At 38.7% G+C, this 18663-nt stretch carries 18 protein-coding genes; 5 read left to right on the top strand and 13 right to left on the bottom strand.

Annotated elements, in window-relative coordinates; translation table 11 throughout:
• The first annotated feature begins 50 nt into the window (after window positions 1–50).
• Window positions 51–1067 carry an SMP-30/gluconolactonase/LRE family protein gene (locus tag RBH95_RS05550; protein WP_307901704.1) on the top strand — a complete coding sequence of 339 codons (1017 nt, stop codon included), beginning with the start codon at window positions 51–53 and terminating at the stop codon, window positions 1065–1067.
• On the opposite strand, the gene RBH95_RS05545 is transcribed toward RBH95_RS05550, so the two are convergent.
• The 4 genes from RBH95_RS05545 to RBH95_RS05530 form a co-directional block, all read right to left on the bottom strand.
• Window positions 1045–1734, bottom strand: coding sequence for a peptidoglycan DD-metalloendopeptidase family protein (locus tag RBH95_RS05545; RefSeq protein ID WP_307901703.1), 690 nt, complete (start codon window positions 1732–1734; stop codon window positions 1045–1047). The two genes, RBH95_RS05550 and RBH95_RS05545, sit on opposite strands and share 23 nt — an antisense overlap.
• 63 nt (window positions 1735–1797) lie before the next feature.
• Window positions 1798–3402: a hypothetical protein gene (locus RBH95_RS05540; RefSeq protein WP_307901702.1), complete on the bottom strand. Its 1605-nt coding sequence runs from the start codon at window positions 3400–3402 to the stop codon at window positions 1798–1800.
• A 3-nt stretch (window positions 3403–3405) separates the two neighbouring features.
• The gene (locus RBH95_RS05535) at window positions 3406–3978 is read right to left on the bottom strand and encodes a hypothetical protein (RefSeq protein WP_307901701.1); all 573 of its coding nucleotides are present in this window, start codon (window positions 3976–3978) and stop codon (window positions 3406–3408) included.
• The gene (locus RBH95_RS05530; RefSeq protein WP_307901700.1) at window positions 3962–4513 is read right to left on the bottom strand and encodes an RNA polymerase sigma factor; all 552 of its coding nucleotides are present in this window, start codon (window positions 4511–4513) and stop codon (window positions 3962–3964) included. Before RBH95_RS05530 ends, RBH95_RS05535 begins: the two co-directional genes overlap by 17 nt.
• Window positions 4514–4804: 291 nt before the next feature.
• Here RBH95_RS05530 and RBH95_RS05525 point away from each other — a divergent pair, with 291 nt between their 5' ends.
• Entirely contained in the window at window positions 4805–5380 is a 576-nt protein-coding gene (locus RBH95_RS05525) for a DUF2911 domain-containing protein (protein WP_307901699.1), read from the top strand.
• Between the two features lie 111 nt (window positions 5381–5491).
• Here RBH95_RS05525 and RBH95_RS05520 read toward each other — a convergent pair whose 3' ends face one another.
• Complete coding sequence (locus tag RBH95_RS05520) at window positions 5492–6433, bottom strand: NAD(P)-dependent oxidoreductase (RefSeq protein WP_307901698.1); 942 nt, start codon at window positions 6431–6433, stop codon at window positions 5492–5494.
• A gap of 102 nt (window positions 6434–6535) precedes the next feature.
• On the opposite strand from RBH95_RS05520, the gene RBH95_RS05515 reads away from it, so the two are divergent.
• The 3 genes from RBH95_RS05515 to RBH95_RS05505 are packed head-to-tail and all read left to right on the top strand — an operon-like array spanning window position 6536 to window position 9499.
• Window positions 6536–7252 carry a glycosyltransferase family 2 protein gene (locus RBH95_RS05515; RefSeq protein WP_307901697.1) on the top strand — a complete coding sequence of 239 codons (717 nt, stop codon included), beginning with the start codon at window positions 6536–6538 and terminating at the stop codon, window positions 7250–7252.
• Window positions 7249–7887 (top strand): lipid-A-disaccharide synthase N-terminal domain-containing protein, encoded by a 639-nt coding sequence (locus RBH95_RS05510; protein WP_307901696.1) that lies wholly within the window; start codon window positions 7249–7251, stop codon window positions 7885–7887. Before RBH95_RS05515 ends, RBH95_RS05510 begins: the two co-directional genes overlap by 4 nt.
• Window positions 7865–9499 (top strand): glycosyltransferase family 39 protein, encoded by a 1635-nt coding sequence (locus tag RBH95_RS05505; RefSeq protein WP_307901695.1) that lies wholly within the window; start codon window positions 7865–7867, stop codon window positions 9497–9499. Before RBH95_RS05510 ends, RBH95_RS05505 begins: the two co-directional genes overlap by 23 nt.
• On the opposite strand, the gene RBH95_RS05500 is transcribed toward RBH95_RS05505, so the two are convergent.
• From RBH95_RS05500 to yidC, 8 genes are all read right to left on the bottom strand, one after another.
• A complete protein-coding gene (locus tag RBH95_RS05500; RefSeq protein ID WP_307901694.1) occupies window positions 9486–10052 on the bottom strand; it encodes a phosphatase PAP2 family protein in 567 nt (188 codons plus the stop codon). The two genes, RBH95_RS05505 and RBH95_RS05500, sit on opposite strands and share 14 nt — an antisense overlap.
• 2 nt (window positions 10053–10054) lie before the next feature.
• Window positions 10055–10282 (bottom strand): hypothetical protein, encoded by a 228-nt coding sequence (locus tag RBH95_RS05495; RefSeq protein WP_076663460.1) that lies wholly within the window; start codon window positions 10280–10282, stop codon window positions 10055–10057.
• Window positions 10283–10288: 6 nt separating this feature from the next.
• Window positions 10289–11674, bottom strand: a complete 1386-nt coding sequence (locus RBH95_RS05490) for an MATE family efflux transporter (RefSeq protein WP_307901693.1) — start codon at window positions 11672–11674, stop codon at window positions 10289–10291.
• A gap of 340 nt (window positions 11675–12014) precedes the next feature.
• Window positions 12015–12962, bottom strand: coding sequence for a nitronate monooxygenase family protein (locus RBH95_RS05485; RefSeq protein ID WP_307901692.1), 948 nt, complete (start codon window positions 12960–12962; stop codon window positions 12015–12017).
• Window positions 12963–14579 (bottom strand): S8 family serine peptidase, encoded by a 1617-nt coding sequence (locus RBH95_RS05480; RefSeq protein ID WP_307901691.1) that lies wholly within the window; start codon window positions 14577–14579, stop codon window positions 12963–12965. It abuts the gene before it with no gap.
• 31 nt (window positions 14580–14610) lie between these two features.
• Entirely contained in the window at window positions 14611–15798 is a 1188-nt protein-coding gene (mnmA, locus tag RBH95_RS05475) for a tRNA 2-thiouridine(34) synthase MnmA (protein ID WP_307901690.1), read from the bottom strand.
• A 106-nt stretch (window positions 15799–15904) separates the two neighbouring features.
• Window positions 15905–16609: a toxin-antitoxin system YwqK family antitoxin gene (locus tag RBH95_RS05470; protein ID WP_307901689.1), complete on the bottom strand. Its 705-nt coding sequence runs from the start codon at window positions 16607–16609 to the stop codon at window positions 15905–15907.
• A gap of 117 nt (window positions 16610–16726) precedes the next feature.
• On the bottom strand, window positions 16727–18628 hold the full coding sequence (yidC, locus tag RBH95_RS05465; protein WP_307901688.1) for a membrane protein insertase YidC: 1902 nt from the start codon (window positions 18626–18628) through the stop codon (window positions 16727–16729).
• Window positions 18629–18663: the final 35 nt, after the last annotated feature.

Genomic DNA, 18663 nt, shown 5'->3' with positions numbered 1-18663 from the left:
AATGGGATTTTAGTAATTTTATTCCCCATCAAAGATCTTAACCTATGCTAATGGTTCCTAAAGTCAAGACCCTATTTCACTCTTGCGCCCTTATGACACTATTCCTAAGTGTGTGGAGCTGTAATACCAAACAGCATCAAAAGCCAACCGATATGGCTCTTAAAACCCAGGCAACCCTAGAATACAAAATCAAGGCCCAACTTGGAGAAGGCGCCTTTTGGAATCATCAAACCCAAGAATTATATTGGGTGGATATTGATGGTAAAGCCTTGCATATATACAATCCTAAAACAAAATCGGATCGCACCATAGATACGCCTTCAAGAATAGGTACAGTGGTCCCCATTAATGGCAATAGCGCTGTAGTGGCCCTTGAAGATGGCATCTACACTTTAAACACAGAAACTCAAAATTACTCCCTTCTATCGGATGTTGAGGCAAATATCCCAACCAATCGCTTCAACGATGGAAAATGCGACCCTTCTGGGCGACTTTGGGTGGGATCCATGGGTTTGGAACAACATCGTCATGACGCCAAACTTTATATGATTGATCACCAAGGAAACGCCCTTATGAAAAAGGATAGCGTTACTATTTCCAACGGCATTGTTTGGACCAAGGATAAACACACCATGTACTACATCGATACGCCTACGGCCGAAATCAAGGCCTACGACTACGATGATAAAACAGCTAAGATTTCAAATGAACGAGTTGTTGTAAAAGTTCCTGACTCACTTGGTTTTCCTGACGGTATGACTATTGATGAGGAAGACAAACTATGGGTTGGTATGTGGAATGGCAATGCCGTTATTAGGTTTGACCCGCTTACGGGCAAAGTCCTTTCTAAAATTCAGGTACCTGCTCATAACGTCACCTCTTGTGCCTTTGGAGGAGAGAATTTAGACACCTTATTTATCACCACATCTAGCCAAGACATGACCACCGATGAATATGGCACGTATCCTTTAGCTGGTTCTATTTTTATGGCAGTACCGGGTGTTAAAGGGGTGAAAAGTCCATTTTTTAAAGCCGAGCAAAACATTATAACTGCAGTAGAACATTAGGATCGGGACAATTCTTACTATAGAAACCTTGTTCTATTTTACTACATACACCCGGGTAATCGCCCATATTTCCTTGCAAATCCCTAATAATTTGAAAATGCAAATGAGGAGGGTAATCGCCATTGACAAGATGAGATCCTAATGTTGCAAACACTTCCCCTTTTTGAATAGGCATTCCTACAAGTATGGGCTGTAAAGATTCCAAACTTAAATGTCCGTACAACGTATAGAATTTCACCGCCTCAACATCATGTTCCAAAATAATAGTAGGACCATAATCACCAAAATTGGTATTGTTTCGAAAACTGTGTACATGTCCATCTAAAGGAGCACAAACACCCGTCCCTTCTTCCGCCCAAAAATCCATGCCTAGATGTATGGAGCGTTCCAAATCGACATCCTGAGACTTAAAATGTGTACTTCTTTGGTAAATATTTCGTTCTTCCAAATAACCTCCAAAAGCAACTTTAGCTCGATGAGCTTCTAAATGATCATGGACAAATGCTTCTAGATTTGAACTTTTTGAAACATCAACTGTTTCAAGCAATGGATTGTTTTTGGAAAGATCTAACGGGACATAAAGTTCCGCAGAAATACTAGCATCCAAAACGGTCGGCTTAAAAGAACTTAAGTTTATAAGTAATTGAGTAAACTCAGTAGGTTTCATTGTCACGCTGTTTGTTCAAAAATAGTATTCTCCAGCAAAATAATTTCCAAACAACTTTAGATATTATCGCATGGTAACGTGACTAAATTTGGCATTGATCACAATACTCTTATCACTACTTAATAAATTATTGGAAAATGAAGAAGTGTTTTTTGAAGGCTCTTTTTCGGGGTGGCTAAATCTGGAGCGGTTACCATTGTATTGCAAATGGTGATCGGTCTTAGGAAGGCTAATGATTGCATCACTATTTTCCAGCATGACATTAAGGTTTTGAAAAGAATCCTCTATTTTACCTATGGTCAAATCACCAAAACTGCCATTGATAACAGCATTGCCTTTTAAGGCTTCGATTCCGATGTTTGAAGAATTGGAACTTAGCACTAATCTGTTTGCCGATTTAATATGAGCCTCTTCTACGTAATCCAATTTCAATTCTCCCATCTCCCAAACCTCAACCCAAATTGGGGAATAGGCCACATTGATGGAAGTATCTTTTCCATCAATGTGATCTGCCAATAAGGTGGTATGCGAGAGATCTCCCCTAAGATTTTTCATGGTAGAGGAAAGTTTAAGCTCTCCATGTCGAACATCCAATTTTAGCTTGGCATCTTTGGGCATTTTAACCTTAATTACCCTTTTCACCTTACTTTGTTTAGCGTCCATTGAACGCTCCAAGTCTGCTCGGCGTTGCTCATGTAAGCGCTGACGTTCTTCAAATCGTTTCATACGCTCTTCTTCCCTGAGTTGTTGTGCCTCCAAACGCTGTTCCATTTGTGCTTGTCTGCGTTCTTGTTGTGCCTGACGTCTTTCCAATTCGCGCGTATGCAATTCCAATTCTCTTTCATGATGCTTTTCCCATTCTCGCATTCTTTCTTCATAGGCCTTTCCCCACTCTTCATCAAATTGCTTGCTCCAATCTTCCATTTTTACTTCAAACTCCTCTCCAAATTGCTTTCCAAAAGCTTCTCCCCATACCTTCATTTGCTCCTCATAAGCCTTGAAATCGACTTTGCCCATTTCCTTGGCCCAAGCTTTCATTTTTTCTTTATAAGCAGCGCCGTATTTCTTTTCATACTCCCTACTCCATTCTTCCAAATATTTCTCCCCCTCCTTTTTATAGGCATCTGTATCAAAATGAACATTATGAATTCCCTCGGGAAGTGCTGGCAGCTCAGGAAGCGCGGGCATCTCTGGCATCTTCATATCAGGGAGCGCGGGCACCTCTGGCATTTCTGGTAATTCAGGAAGTTCTGGCAACTGCGCCAGCTCAAACTCTAAATCCCTTAAAGCATCAAATTCAAAATTGTAGTCAAAATCGAAATCACCAACATACACCCCATTCCAATTGGTCCCCAATTCCTTGGACTGTATGTTTATTAAATCCCCGGACCCCTCAACGGTGAGTTTCCAAGTTTCCATCGCCTTTTTCAATTCTTCAGCCGACAGCTTATCACTTTCTACATAAGCTTCGATTTCAACCACATCACGGTTCCATGTGTCTACTTCTATTTGGACATGACTCGTGTTTAAATTGATAGTAACATCGTCTGTTACTTTAATGGATTGTGAAACTTTATTGAGTTTCTGCTGTGCCGATACGCTGAACGTTACGACGAGCAGAAATAGCCCTAAAAGGCTTTTACATGTATGTGTCATTATTGTTTTCATGGGTTACAGATTATCCTGACCAAACTCAGCATCGTTTAGGTCTTTTAATTGTTCTTTTAAGCGGTACAATAGGTTTAGACGTAATTTTAGGTTATCTATCAAGGCACTAACTGTCAACTCGTTTGGCCCAGACTGGGTTAATTCCACAGACAAGCGTTGGTATTCCTTATTCAATTCTTCAAGACGCACTACATAACTGTCAAAAAGTTCTTTATTATCGTCATTCAACTGGACTTTGGAAAGCTCCAAGTTGATATTGGCGAGATAATAATCTTCCACTTTTTTTAAATCAGGAGAAATATCTCCCAATGATTTCAAGTTGGAAGCCATCTCTTTGGATTTGTCAGGAGCTCCTGCTTCTTTCCCTTCATAAAAGGTATAAGCACCAATTGCCAACCCAAGCATGACCACAATACTTGCGGCCAAACCAAGCATTCTAAACCTTGAACGCGATGGCTTTTGCAGTGGTAATTCTGTATCCAATTTTTCTAAAAAACGGGCTTCGTGTCCTTTAGGCATTGTTTGCTTGGACACCCTAGATTCTTCCCTAAAAAGCTCTCTAATATCTTGTGCCATTGTTCCTTTGTATTAATAATTCCTTTAATTTATTCTTCCCCCTTGATAGCTGGGTTCTAGAGGCCACTTCGGTAATGTTTAAAATTTCAGAAATCTCTTGATGGTCATAACCTTCCATCAAATACAACATGACCACATATTTATACCTATCCGGTAATTTTTGAATGGCTTCCTTAACCTCCTCTACACCAAGGCTGTCTTCAACTAACCAGTTGTCATCTTCAGGAGCATCGACCACTTTGAGGTGCACCTCTTCCAATTGCAGCAAGTGCTGTTTTTTGGCTTTTAAAAGGTCGATACTCTTGTTAATTACAATACGTTTTAACCAAGCTCCAAACGTTACCTCCGCCTTATATTGGTGTAATTTGGCAAAGGCCTTAATAAAGGACTCCTGTACGATATCTTCAGCTTCCATGGAGTTCTTCACAAAACGCATGGCTACCACAAACATGCCATCGCAGTACTGCTTGTACAACTGCAACTGCGCTGCACGGTTGTTTTGCTTGCATTTCTCAATAAGATCAATTTGAAACATTCGCTTCGAAACTTTTTGGTTACTCGGTTAAGTTCATTATAAAGACGCCTTAAAAATCAAAGTGTGGCAAATTATGTCATTTTTTTTATCCGGATAGTGCTTTTATCCCTATGGAAACTACAAACCTTTACAAAGAATCGTGTCACAACTTTCTATTTGTTATAAATTTAAAGGTTTTACTTTAAAATTAAATTTAAGTTATCTGCCCATACTAAAGCCTATACAATTAACGTTCTGCTGTTTTGAAAGCATGACAATATCCTTATATTTACACTTCAAAATACAGGGCGAATGAATAGATTTTTTAAATGGGTATTATGGGTACTGTTGGTGATTGCCGTTGGTCTGTTTTTGTACTCTTTTTTTGTTGAAAATATCTTCTCGAAACGTTTAAGTCCGAAGGACACTATAGAGTTTACATTAAACGATTTGGACCTAAAGGTGCAATACAACCGTCCCTACAAAAAGGGAAGAGAAATTTTTGGAGGTCTTGTGCCATATGACCAAGTATGGCGTACCGGTGCCAACGAGGCTACTACCTTTGAAACCAATAAAGCACTTTATGTTAAGGGAATTGCTATCCCCAAAGGAATTTATACTCTTTGGACCATCCCGAGGGACAGCTCTTGGAGCGTTATTCTCAACACAAAACTTTATCCATGGGGGGTCGATGCTCAAATGAAGCCCATGCGTGAGCCTCAATACGATATTCTAGAAATAGATGTCCCTGTGGAATCGCTTGACAATACTGTGGAGCAGTTTACGATTGGGTTTGATAATACTACGGGTAATTTGGATTTGACTATGGCTTGGGACCAAACTAAAATTGCAGTTCCTATTAGCGTTAAAAAGGATACGCTACCTTAAAGCAGATAAAGCTCTTTTATTTATCTAAAAGAGAATAAACTTTTTCAAAAAACATTCAATAAAAAAGGGTACATATTGTACCCTTTTAACATATCATTTATTTCGTTTATCTCAAAGAAAGGTTTCCTTATACCATGCCACTTGCGCCTTTACGGCCTCTAACAAAGTTGTTTGTGGATTATACCCCAATAAAAGACGTGCCTTGTCGATATTGGCCTTAGTACGCAATTGATCACCAGGCCTCTTAGCAATCACATTAATAGCAATGGGCTTTCCTAACACCTCTGCTACTGCATCAATACCATCCTGAGTTGTGTGTTCAACTTCAGTTCCTAAATTGATAACCTCACCATTCACCTTATCTTCCTTACCAATCACACTTACAATGCCGTCAACAATATCACCTACATAGGTAAAACTTCTCAAGTGGGCATCACTACCTTCATATAAAGGAAATGCTTCCCCCTTAATTCCCAATTCAATTAACTTGGTATACATTTTCTCTGGACGCTCCCTTGGCCCTATCACGGAATACAAACGCAAAGAGCACGCTTTAAACAATTGTTCCCTACTCTTTTGAAGTGCCATCTGCTCTGCTGCCAACTTAGTCACTCCATAATGAGAGGCTGGTTTTGGCGCCACATCTTCTGTAAAAGTAGCTTCTAAGCCATAAATCGAAGACGTTGCAATGTTTACAAACAATTTAAGGTTTGGACATTCCAAAGCATAGTCTATAAGCTGCTTGGTAGCCAAAATGTTATTGCTTAAATAATCTTCAAAGGTCGAGGTGGTGGATATACCAGGTTGTGCCGCAAAATGAAAAATATAGTCTATATCAGTTGGCAATACCTCAGAAAGTGTTTCATCCCTAAGATCCTTTTTAAGAATAGACACACCCACTTTTGCAAGCACTTCTGCATTTTTTTCCTTGGAAGTCACACTATAATAAGGACAGAAATTATCTACACCAATCACCTCATGTCCCAAGGACCTTAAACGTTCTGCTGTGTGGGACCCTATAAAACCTGCGGCTCCCGTAACAAGTATTTTCATTTATGACACTAAATTTTAGACAAAGTAACAACTATTATATCAATAAGAATAATTTTGATTTACTTAAAAAAGAATACTTTTGTACCACCTAATAATTTTTAGATGCATTACAAATTTACCATAATTGTTCCTGTTTACAATGAAGAAGATAATTTAGAGCGGGTGGAACAGGAATTATTGGCCTATACCAAAATTGCAACCCTTCCTAGCTGTGTATTATTTGTAAATGATGGATCCAAGGACAATAGCCAGGAACTCATTGAAACTATCTGTAACAAGCATGAGGCCTTTAATTATATACTTTTCAAGGAAAATAGAGGTCTAAGTGCGGCTATTAAAGCTGGTTTTGATCATGCCGATACCGAATTGGTGGGCTATATAGATTCTGATCTACAGACAGACCCAAAAGATTTTAATTTGCTTTTGGAGCATATAGGAGACTACGACCTGGTTACTGGTGTAAGAGCCGACAGAAAGGATTCCTTTGTTAAAAATATGTCCTCCAAAATTGCCAATGGCATTAGAAGAACTTTCACTCACGATGGTATGGACGATACGGGGTGCCCCCTGAAAGTCATTAAAGCGGATTATGCCAAAAGAATTCCCATGTTTAAAGGACTTCACCGCTTTTTACCAGCTATGATCTTGCTACAAAACGGGAAGATTTTGCAAGTGCCGGTAAAGCATTTCCCTAGAATTGCCGGGACCGCAAAATTTGGGCTTTGGAATAGGCTTATTGGCCCCTTAATGGATTGCTTTGCCTATTTATGGATGAAGAAAAAGTACATCAACTATACGGTTTCCAAATCAAGTAAATGAGCGATTGGCTAATATATAGCATCGGATTTATAGCCCAAACCTTGTTTTCCTCTAGGTTGATCATTCAATGGGTAACCTCCGAAAAACAGCAAAAAGTCATTACGCCAACCCTATTTTGGACCCTAAGCCTTATTGCATCCTTTTTACTTTTTGTCTATGGATATTTACGAAATGATTTTGCTATCATGCTTGGTCAGGGGCTTACCTACTACATCTATATTCGTAATTTGCAATTACAGGGTGAGTGGCAAAAACTGTTTAAACCACTTCAATATTTTCTATTGGGATTCCCTATTTTAATTGTAATCTATTATTATAACAACAATGTTATTGACAAGGAATTACTATTTAAAAACGAAGCTATCCCTTTTTGGCTATTACTGTTAGGTATTGTTTCGCAAGTAATTTTTACGCTTCGGTTTGTATACCAATGGATGTATTCCGAACGAAGAAAACAATCGGAGTTACCTTTTGGGTTCTGGCTTTTAAGCCTTATCGGTTCTTTGCTCATTTTAATCTATGCCATCTTCAGAAAAGACCCTGTGCTTTTTACAGGCCATAGTTTGGGATCCTTTATCTATGCCAGAAATTTACTTTTAATAAAAAAATCCAATGCTCAAAAAACTTCAACATAACCCAATTATAGTACTTCTTTTGTTTGTATTGATTATGTTGGGATTCACCATACATTACCTTCCTGTTAGCATTATGGAGGCTCGTAATTTTATTACTGCCCGAGAAATGTTGACTGATGGCAATTGGCTTTTAACCACCATGAACGGCGAAGCCCGTTACCAAAAACCGCCCTTACCAACATGGTTTTCGGCGATTTTTGCACTTATCTTTGGAATCACAAAATTGACTGCCCTTAGGTTCCCTGCCATTATTTTTATTGCTCTTACAGGAATTTTCGCCTACCTCCTTTCAAAACAGCTCACAAAAAATAAATTACATAGCTCCATCAATGCTTTAATTGTGGTGACCTCTTTCTATGTTATAGGGATTACTATCGAGGCTCCCTGGGACATCTTTACCCACGGCTTTATGCTTATGGGTATTTATTTTCTATTTCATTTTTTTCAAGCTCAAAAAACGAGTTACAAACATGTCATCATAGCGGGGATTATGTTGGGAGGCTCTATTCTTTGCAAAGGGCCAGTATCTTTTTATGCCCTATTACTTCCCTTTCTGATAGCTTATGGAATTACTTACAAATACAAAGACATTACAAAGAAAATTCCAGCGCTTGTGCTCTTCCTTATTATTGGTCTTACTATTGGAGGCTGGTGGTACCTATATGTTAGACTCATTGATCCTGCTACTTTTACAAAAGTGGCTGAAAGAGAAACCAGTAATTGGGGCAGCTATAACGTGAGACCATTTTATTACTATTGGAGTTTTTTCACCCAGAGCGGAATTTGGACGATTCCGGCTTTTATTGGATTGCTTTATCCGTATTTAAAATCTCGCGTTTCAAATTTAAAAGCCTACCGTTTTAGCTTTTATTGGACGATTTTTGCCGTTATTCTACTCTCTATCATACCAGAAAAAAAATCCAGGTATTTGATGCCTGTACTTATTCCATTAGCTATCAATACTGGATTTTATATGGAATATCTATTTAGAAGATTTAAGGAACTTAAGGACAAACGAGAAACCATTCCTGTGTATTTCAATTTTGGATTGATTGCACTCATTGGGCTAGCGTTTCCATTTGTAGCCTATTTCTTTTTAGGCTCCAACATTTCCAACCATTGGTTTTCGTATATCTTGACTTCTATTATTGTCTTCACCTTGGGGATTGGCATTGTAATTCAATTGAAAAAGAAGAACTTTCCCAATGTATTCTTTTTTACGGTCCTGTTTTTTGCCTCGTTATTTCTTACGGGACTACCCTTGGCAAATGCTCTTAAAGGATCTAACTACAACCCCGTTTCCAATTTGAAAGCCGAAGCGGATGCAGAGCAGCTTCCTGTGTATTGGTTAGGCTATATTTCCCCTGAAGTTATTTGGCAGTTCGGTGATAAGATCCCATCGTTGAAAACCGAAGACGGCTCATTTCAGCTTCCAAATACTGAAGCATTTGGACTGTTAACCCAAAAGTTATCTCCTGAAGACGAAGCCTTTTTATCCAGCCATTACAACATTGAGTTTCAAACCTTTTACGACTTGAACCTTGCCGACGAAACTTCTAAAAAGCATAACAGCAGATTAACTAACGATTACTATATCCTTAGGAAGAAATAAAACGAGTATCTGCTTTACGCTTAATTTTATAAAATAAAAAACCGGACAAAGCTCCAAAAGTCATTCCACAGACAATGTCTACTGGATAATGAACACCTACGTAAATTCTACTATAAGCTACAAAGGCACTCCAAAACAAAAGAGCAAAAATCAACGATTTATAATAAGGCCTTAACAACAAACCTGCAAATACTGCTACAGCCATAGAATTGGCAGCATGCGCCGAAAAGAAACCATAACGACCACAACGCTCCGCAATATATCGCATGTGTTCCAACAAATCTTCTTCTCTACAGGGTCTAGGACGTTGTATGCCATGCTTAAACAAACCACTAATTTGATCTGTAAAGGCAATCATGAAAGCAATCACTACGACAGAAATTAGCAATGACTTGGCACCCATTTTTCTGTAAAGCAAATACAATAATACCGCATACAGAGGAATAAATGTGAATTTATTGGTGACCGCCAACCAAAAGTCATCCCATGTAGGATTGCCCAAATTATTTAACCATAAAAATAAGTCGGTGTCATACTGAATGAGTTGTTCCATACCTACTCTTCGTAACGTGCCACTTCACGGTCATAAAAATCGGTAGCTGCATTAATCAAATTTTCAATTTCAGCCTCCACTTCCTTTTGATCGTGTTCGTCAAACTCTTCTAACCATTCAATATCATCATTCTCTAAATTGATGATGAACCTAGGAAAATCAGTATGTACAATATAAATGGCTTCAGGGAAATCGGTATTGTCTCCCAATAAAAATTTTGGTAATTCCATCGTGTATTATGAATCTAATTTGTTTGTTTCTATTAATTTATTGGTCAAATAATTGAACCTGATGTACAACAAAATGGCTGCCGCCGTCAACCCTGCTAAAAGGCCAATCCAAATCCCAAAACTACCATAGGCTTCTTCCTTCCCTAAAAACACACAAACAGGAAACCCAATGACCCAATAGGATATAAAAGTAATGATTGTTGGTATTTTTACATCCTGCAAGCCTCTTAAGGCTCCCAACATTACCACTTGGATACTATCGCTAATCTGAAAAAAGGCAGCTACAATTAGCAAAGTTGAAGCTATGCCCACCACCTCGGCATTATCCATAGCATTTTTGGCATCGTTGAAATCGACATATAGTTTCGGTAAACTTCCGTGGAAGACATAAAAAAACAGTCCAAAAATCACCGCAAAGATAAAGCCCATTAAAAAGATGGAGAAGGCAATTCGTCTCAATTCCTTATAATTTTGAAGTCCTTTTTGGTTTCCTACTCTAATCATAGCTGCCACGCTCAAACCTGTAGCAACCATAAACGTCATTGAAGATAGGTTTAATGCAATTTGATTGGCCGCTTGGGGATTTTTACCCAACAACCCACTTAACCAAATAGCACCCGTAAAAATGGCTACTTCAAAAAACATTTGCATGGCACTGGGGGTTCCCAGTTTTAAAAGCTGACGCAACATCAATCTATCAAGTACAAATATTTTTATATGGGTTACAAAGGCCTTGGATTTTTCCTTTTTTATCAGCAACATCCATAAAAAGGCCACCATTATAAATCTGGATGCCAAGGTTCCGTAGGCTGCTCCCACAATTCCCAGTTCTGGGAATCCAAACTTTCCAAAAATGAAAATATAATTCAACACTACATTTACAATGTTTCCCAATAAGGTAGCGTACATCGGGTATTTGGTCATGGACAAACCATCACTGAATTGCTTAAAAGCCTGAAACACGATTAAGGGAATCAAGGAGAATGCCACCAAATCTAAATAAGGCATGGCATATTCCACAACCTCTGCAGGTTGCTTCATCAAATACATTAACGGCTTGGAAAAATAAACCACCAAGAACAACAAAATGCCCAAGAGCATACACAAAAACAGGCCGTGTTTAAACGCTGATTTTCCTTGTTTAAAATCCTCGGCACCATCGGCTTCTGCCACCAAAGGCGTAATGGCCGTAGAGAAACCTATTCCTAAGGACATGGCGATGAACATAAAACTGTTCCCCAAGGACACTGCAGCCAATTCGGCAGTCCCCAATTGCCCCACCATAACATTGTCTACAAAGCTCACAAAAGTATGGCCCAACATCCCTAACATCACAGGGGCTGCCAACTTCCAGTTATATTTAAACTCTTTGGTATAAAGGGAAAGATTCACGTTATTCTTTTTAATGCGACAAAGATATGCTTTTATAACGTATAGTAAAGAAGAAGCTAAAACACTGTATTCAATTACAAATCAATTAATTACATTTAAAATTGTTAATAACTCCTTTAGGAATTCCTTTTAACAAAAGCATTTAATTACTAAATTTAAGTAATTATTTGAGTTAGTTCTAGTTGAAACTTTTTACGCCATAATTTTTGAGGGATTTTTTAAAGATTAAGTCGTGAATGGTTTCAAACAAAAAGGAGACAAGATCTCCTTTTTGTTATTTTATGGCTTACTGTTTTAGTTTGCAGTTGGCAAACTGCTTAGTTTCCACGGATAAAAATTCCTAAATTGTTAATCCTTGTATTTGGGCATGGGCTTCTCTAAATTCCTGAACCATCTCACTTACAATATCCTGAACGGGCTTGATATCGTGAATCAAACCTGCAATCTGACCAATTTCTAATTCTCCTTCTTCCAAATCCCCTTCAAACATGCCCTTTTTAGCTCTGGCTCTTCCCAAAAGGGACTTCAAATCCTCTACCGAAGGACTTTTCGCATACAGCTCTTGGATATCATTAAAGAACTTATTTTTCACCAAACGTACTGGCGCCAGTTCCTTTAAAGTTAATTGCGTATCCCCTTCCTTGGCATTTACCACCACTTCCTTAAAGGCTTGATGTGCCGAAGATTCTTCACTTGCCACAAAGCGGCTTCCTAATTGAACACCATCGGCCCCCAAAACCATGGCTGCCAACATCCCTCTTCCTGTAGCAATTCCTCCTGCAGCAATCAATGGAATTTGTAACTGCTCCTTCACCATAGGAATCAAAGTCAACGTAGTAGTTTCATCACGACCATTATGTCCTCCTGCCTCAAAACCTTCAGCAACAATAGCGTCCACTCCCGCCTCTTGGGCTTTCAATGCAAATTTCACACTACTTACTACATGCACAACTGTAATGCCCCGCTCTTGTAGCCAAGACGTCCAAGTTTTGGGATTTCCCGCCGAAGTAAAAACAATCTTTACACCTTCCTCCACAATGATGTCCATAATTTCTTCAATGTTCGGGTACAACATTGGAACGTTCACCCCAAAAGGTTTTGTTGTTGCTTTTTTACATTTTTGAATGTGCTCTCGCAGTACTTCTGGGTACATAGAGCCTGCACCAATCAATCCCAATATACCTGCATTACTGGCCGCAGACGCCAGTCTCCAGCCACTGTTCCATATCATTCCTGCTTGAACTATGGGGTATTCTATATCGAAAAGTGTTGTAATTCTATTTGTCATTTATAGTTTGATAAGTTTTACCGATTTGATTTGTGTTTTCGTTTTCAAAGAAAGTACATACATGCCTTGAGCCAAGCCAGAAACACTAATATCTTCCACCTGTTGTGTCAGTGTACCTGATTGTAATTCCTTCCCTTGGAGATTATACAAGGAATATGTTGTTTCCTGATAAAGCGTTCCCATTTGAATGGTCAATTCTTCTCTAATAGGATTGGGATACAAATGAATTTCATCTAAACTCATCTCATGCAAGGACAAGAGCATATCATAGGCCAATCCAAAATCTGGAATGCCAAAGCCTAACAAATTGTCAGGCGAATCATATTGAGAGGAAGATGATTGGATCCGCTGCTTAATTTCTGCATTCGTTTCCAATGGAAAAGCCTGCCACAAAGAAGCCGCGGCACCAGCAATAATTGGACCACTAAAAGAAGTCCCGCTATTGGATACCAAAGCATCACTCGGACTAATAATGGACGCTCCTGCTCCTTGAGCCACAACATCCGGTTTTTGGGTAGGCTGCGTTTCATTTCCTTGAGAACTGAATGCCGCATAATTTCCTTCCGAATCCACAGCACCTACAGAAAGTACATTGGCGGCATCAGCCGGTGCTCCAACAATTTGCCATGCGGTTGCCCCGGAATTTCCTGCTGAAGACACTACCAAAATGCCTTTTTCAAAAGCAATATTGGCTCCTTTTGAAATAAAAGCCGTGTTTCCATTCATATCTGCTGTAGTGTAGCTATAATTAGGATTGTCATATTCGTTATAGCCCAAAGATGAATTGATAATGTGCACTCCCAAACTATCGGCGCGCTCGGCAGCTTCCACCCAATAACTTTCCTCTACAGGATTTTCACTTCCCGCATCTTCAGTTCTAAAAAGATAATAGGAAGCATCTGGAGCGGTGCCTACAAATTGATCTTCCACGTAGCCTGCCATGGTGCTCAAAACACGTGTCCCATGATCATTATCTGAGTAGGTATAGACATCTTCGGTTCTATTCACAAAATCATAGCCATCCAACAAATCGTCATTATCTCGCAATCTTTGGAATCCCGCCATAGTATTGACATTTGGAAATCCTGCATCCAATACTGCAATTACAATCCCTTCTCCCGTAAAATCGAGTTGATGTAAGGTTTCCAAATTGAGCATTTCCACTTGGTTTTGGGCATTTCCATAAACAAAATCAGCGGTGATTTCTTCTAAACTGAATTTATTTTGAAGCGCTGCCATTTTTCCTGAAGAAAGGTCCAAGCTATTATCAGCAAAGTCTATACTGGCTACAAAAGGCAAGTCCAATAATGCAGAAATATCTGTTTGGGTTCCCCTAACATGCACCGCATTGAACCATTTGGACTTTGCCAAAACAGAAATGCCCGCTTGAGTTTTAAGTGTTGAAATATAAGCTTCATTAACAGGAACATCGCGATTATCAATAGGAATGCCGTGTGCATTTTTACGGTCGATGGCCGCCTGTGATAAAATGGAAATGGGATTGTTGATGGATGCCTCAACATCCAATTTATCGGTAAGATATACCCATGCATCTTCCTGGGCTTGGCCCAAATAGCTTATGGCAAGTATGCCAAACAGCAGTATTTTTTTTAACATCTAGTTGTATTTGGGAATCGGTTGGTGCAATTTAAGAAATTACTCCCGATCCTACCAATTCCTCTCCTAGATACCAAGCCACAAATTGCCCTTCGGTAATAGCCGATTGTAAGTTTTGAAATTCCACGAAAAGTCCGTTCTCAACTTTGTACAATGTTGCAGATTCCAACGGTTGTCTGTACCTAATGCGCGCCTTGACTTCCAGAGTTTCTCCTTGGTGGAGTTCCAAATCTTCGCGTACCCAATGGACCTCGTCATTGGCTACAAAAAGGGCACGTTTTAACAAACCTGGATGGTCTTTCCCTTGTCCTGTATATATAACATTTTCTTCTACATCGGTATCGATAACGAACAATGGCTCCACAGTCCCACCTACACCAAGACCTTTACGCTGGCCTTTTGTGAAATAATGGGCGCCCTGATGTTTTCCTACCACCTTTCCGTCAGTGATGTGGTAGTCTATTTTTTTTGTTAAATATTGAAGTTCCTCCTCTTTGGAATCGAAACTAGAAGTCCCATTTAAATAGATTTCCCTATCAGAAGCAATCTCTACAATAACCCCTTCCTTCGGCATCAATTTTTGCTGTAAAAATTCTGGAAGTCGCACTTTACCAATAAAACACAATCCTTGGGAATCCTTTTTATCGGCAGTAACCAAATTCAATTTTGTCGCAATTTCCCTAACTTCAGGTTTGGTCAATTCTCCAATTGGGAACAGCGCTTTCGACAATTGTTCTTGTGATAATTGGCATAAAAAATAAGACTGATCTTTATTGCCATCGACACCTGCCAACAACTGGTAAATTTCTTCTCCGTCCTTTTGTATCGTTCCTTTTCTACAATAATGCCCTGTTGCCACATAATCCGCTCCCAAGTCCAAGGCAATTTTCATGAAAACGTCAAACTTGATTTCACGATTACAAAGCACGTCTGGATTAGGCGTTCGGCCGCGTTGGTATTCATCAAACATATAATCTACAATGCGCTCCTTGTACTGTTCACTTAAATCGACCGTTTGGAAAGGAATTCCTAATTTATCGGCAACCAACATGGCGTCATTGCTGTCGTCCAACCATGGACATTCATCGGAAATAGTTACCGAATCGTCATGCCAATTTTTCATAAAAAGCCCAATAACCTCATAGCCCTGTTCTTTTAATAAATAGGCTGCCACACTGGAATCTACACCTCCTGAAAGGCCTACGATAACTCGTTTCATTTATGTAAGCGATTGAATTTGATTATATCCTGCAAAATTACAAAATAAAAAATGGTAACCTCTTAAAGTTACCATTATAAAACATTATGATTGCAATAGTTTAAATCTATTGTTTATAAGGGTTTTTACTTCTTTTGGTAAAGTCCTTTTCTTCCTCTAGCTTGCCGTCTTTATAGTATTTCCAAATACCATCCTTACTATCTCGCTTGTAATTTCCTTCGGCCAATAATTGTCCTTCATCGTTATAATATCTGGCCATTCCATGTAATTGGTCGTTCTTGTAATGAAATTCCTTTAACACAACGCCTTTTTCAGAATACCATCGGGACACACCTTCTATTTTCCCATTAACGTAATTAACACGTTCTGCAACCTGACCGTTATCGTAGTAAACTAATTTTTCTCCTTCCAAATTACCTTGGTCATTATAGGTTTCGGTAGTCATAATAGCATTGGATTTATTATGATAATACACCCATTTGCCCATATACAGTTTTCCGTTCATTTTACCTTCACTAATAAGCTTTCCTGTAGAAGAAAAAAACTTCACCTCGGCAATGTCGTTATTTGGATTGAACGTTTTGGTAGCACTCAATACACTCTTTTTGTTATTCAGGGTATAGTATTTAAACACCCCTATCTCCTTACCATGATTAAACTCACCTTCGTACCTAGGCTGGTTGGTTTCATAGAAATTTTTACGCCAAATACCATGGCGTAACCCCTTGCTATCAAACTGGTTGATTTGTTGGGCCAACATCACGGAAGTTGCCAAAAAACATAACATCATTTGAATGTACTTCAATTTCATAAAGTAAAAATTAGTGCTTGTTGATATAGGTTATTTTGCTATTGTAATATTAAACGAAAATATAATACAATTGTTATTAAACAAAAAAGCTGCCTGTTTAAAGGCAGCTTTTTGAATTTATTTTTTACGCTGTTGCGCCTTTTGTTGCTGTTCAGCCTGCTCCATCATTTCCTTCATTTTCTTCTGGAAACGGCTTTCCTTTTTAGGTTGTTTCTTTTTATGTTGAATTTTTGCCAACACCTTATCTTCATCAATGATAAAGTTTTTGATCACCAACATAATTCCAATACTAATCAAGTTAGATATAAAGTAATACAAACTCAACCCAGAAGCATATTGGTTAAAGAATACCAACATCATTAACGGCGATAAATACAACATCACCTTCATCATTTTTTGCATATCCGGCATCCCTTCCTGCGTTGGTTGATTTGCCATTTGCTGTCCTGTGGTCATTCTCATATAAAAGAAGATTGCCACGGCTGCCAAGATCGGGAATAAACTTACGTGATCTCCATAGAATGGAATTTTAACCGGTAATTCCGCAATCACATCGTAAGAAGATAAATCTTCCACCCAAAGGAATTTCTTTTGGCGTAAATCGAAAGCAGATGGGAAGAACATGAACAATGCATAGAATACTGGTATTTGCATCAATCCTGGTAAACATCCGCTTAACGGACTTGCTCCAGCACGACTTTGCAAACTCATGGTTTCTTGTTGCATTTTCATTTTGTTGTCTTTGTACTTCTCTCTAAGCGCGTCTAGTTCTGGCTTTAATATTTTCATTTTAGCTTGAGACAAGAACTGCTTGTACTGTACAAATGACAATAGGATTTTCACCAAAATGGTCATAACAATAATGGCAAAACCATAAGGTAAGAACGAACTCAATAATCCAAACAGCGGAATGAAAACAGATTTGTTTATCCAACCAAAAATCCCCCAACCTAATGGAATACTTTCTTCTAGATTTCTATCATATTTCTTTAAAACCTTACTGTCTGTTGGTCCAAAATACATTCCCATATTTTCAGCCAACTCCCCACCTTTAAACTCCAATGGTAATTTGGCTAAGTACTTTTTGGTATAAAGGGTATCAACGTCATCATCCTCTACTAAATTCTTAGACTCCATCTGTACACTTTTAAACGGTACATCTGTTACCAAAATAGAGCTAAAGAAGTGTTGACGGAATGAAATCCACTCCACATTTTCTTCAGTTTCATCGTCTTCACCTGCTTGGGCCAATTTGTCGATTTTATTACCATCATATTGGTAAGTCAAACGGGTGTAACGGTTTTCGTATTGGATACTCTTATCGTGGCGTATGCCCTTTAAGCCCCAAGATAAATCTATTGGCTGAGAAGTGTTGAACACACCACCCAAACCTTGAGACTTCACTGAGAACCCAACCATATAATCGTTTGGTTTTAACTCATATCTATACTCCAAAAATTTAGTTTCAGATACTTTAAGTTTCATAGAAACTATAGTATTTTCTCCACTTTTGGTTATTGTTGGCTGAAAATAAAGATCTTGAGTATTTAGTATTCTGTTGTCTGAAGTTCCAAAATTGATATTGAATTGCGTATTTCCATCCTTTACCATATAAATTGGCACAGAATCATAATCTACAAACTGTGTCAATTTTACTTCAGAAAGGTATCCTCCCTTGTTGCTAAATTTTAAGGCCAGTACACCATTCTCCACCAAGGTAAAATCATCCTTTGCCGAAGGTAAAGATGAAGCATATGCAAACGCTCCCAATTTAAGTTTCAATTGTTGAAGGGCCACAGAGTCCAAAGCCCCTGTATTTGAAAAATCTTCAGCAGAGGTTACAAAGGCATTTTCATTAGTCTTTGCTTTTTGTTCTGCCTCTACTTGTTCTTGTTTTGCTTGTTCCTGCTCGGCTATCTCCTCTGGAGTTGGCGAGTTTTTCCAAAGCATGTACAATAAGATTCCAAAAATAAGCACAAAGCCTACAATGGAGTTAACATCAATTTTCTTTTCTTCCATGAATTATATCTAAATGTCTTGTGGCAAGCTGTACA

Source organism: Mangrovimonas sp. YM274 (assembly GCF_030908385.1).
Classification (GTDB): domain Bacteria; phylum Bacteroidota; class Bacteroidia; order Flavobacteriales; family Flavobacteriaceae; genus Mangrovimonas_A.
This window is presented reverse-complemented; position numbering and strand designations above follow the sequence as displayed.

What these genes read in the sequence shown, in the direction of transcription:
- mnmA (WP_307901690.1), bottom strand. Translation starts at nt 15,798, where the DNA reads ATGAAACGAGTTATCGTAGGCCTTTCAGGAGGTGTAGATTCCAGTGTG.
- RBH95_RS05470 (WP_307901689.1), bottom strand. Translation starts at nt 16,609, where the DNA reads ATGAAATTGAAGTACATTCAAATGATGTTATGTTTTTTGGCAACTTCC.
- RBH95_RS05520 (WP_307901698.1), bottom strand. Translation starts at nt 6,433, where the DNA reads ATGAAAATACTTGTTACGGGAGCCGCAGGTTTTATAGGGTCCCACACA.
- RBH95_RS05550 (WP_307901704.1), top strand. Translation starts at nt 51, where the DNA reads ATGGTTCCTAAAGTCAAGACCCTATTTCACTCTTGCGCCCTTATGACA.
- RBH95_RS05505 (WP_307901695.1), top strand. Translation starts at nt 7,865, where the DNA reads ATGCTCAAAAAACTTCAACATAACCCAATTATAGTACTTCTTTTGTTT.
- RBH95_RS05500 (WP_307901694.1), bottom strand. Translation starts at nt 10,052, where the DNA reads ATGGAACAACTCATTCAGTATGACACCGACTTATTTTTATGGTTAAAT.
- RBH95_RS05510 (WP_307901696.1), top strand. Translation starts at nt 7,249, where the DNA reads ATGAGCGATTGGCTAATATATAGCATCGGATTTATAGCCCAAACCTTG.
- yidC (WP_307901688.1), bottom strand. Translation starts at nt 18,628, where the DNA reads ATGGAAGAAAAGAAAATTGATGTTAACTCCATTGTAGGCTTTGTGCTT.
- RBH95_RS05525 (WP_307901699.1), top strand. Translation starts at nt 4,805, where the DNA reads ATGAATAGATTTTTTAAATGGGTATTATGGGTACTGTTGGTGATTGCC.
- RBH95_RS05495 (WP_076663460.1), bottom strand. Translation starts at nt 10,282, where the DNA reads ATGGAATTACCAAAATTTTTATTGGGAGACAATACCGATTTCCCTGAA.
- RBH95_RS05535 (WP_307901701.1), bottom strand. Translation starts at nt 3,978, where the DNA reads ATGGCACAAGATATTAGAGAGCTTTTTAGGGAAGAATCTAGGGTGTCC.
- RBH95_RS05530 (WP_307901700.1), bottom strand. Translation starts at nt 4,513, where the DNA reads ATGTTTCAAATTGATCTTATTGAGAAATGCAAGCAAAACAACCGTGCA.
- RBH95_RS05515 (WP_307901697.1), top strand. Translation starts at nt 6,536, where the DNA reads ATGCATTACAAATTTACCATAATTGTTCCTGTTTACAATGAAGAAGAT.
- RBH95_RS05540 (WP_307901702.1), bottom strand. Translation starts at nt 3,402, where the DNA reads ATGAAAACAATAATGACACATACATGTAAAAGCCTTTTAGGGCTATTT.
- RBH95_RS05485 (WP_307901692.1), bottom strand. Translation starts at nt 12,962, where the DNA reads ATGACAAATAGAATTACAACACTTTTCGATATAGAATACCCCATAGTT.
- RBH95_RS05480 (WP_307901691.1), bottom strand. Translation starts at nt 14,579, where the DNA reads ATGTTAAAAAAAATACTGCTGTTTGGCATACTTGCCATAAGCTATTTG.
- RBH95_RS05545 (WP_307901703.1), bottom strand. Translation starts at nt 1,734, where the DNA reads ATGAAACCTACTGAGTTTACTCAATTACTTATAAACTTAAGTTCTTTT.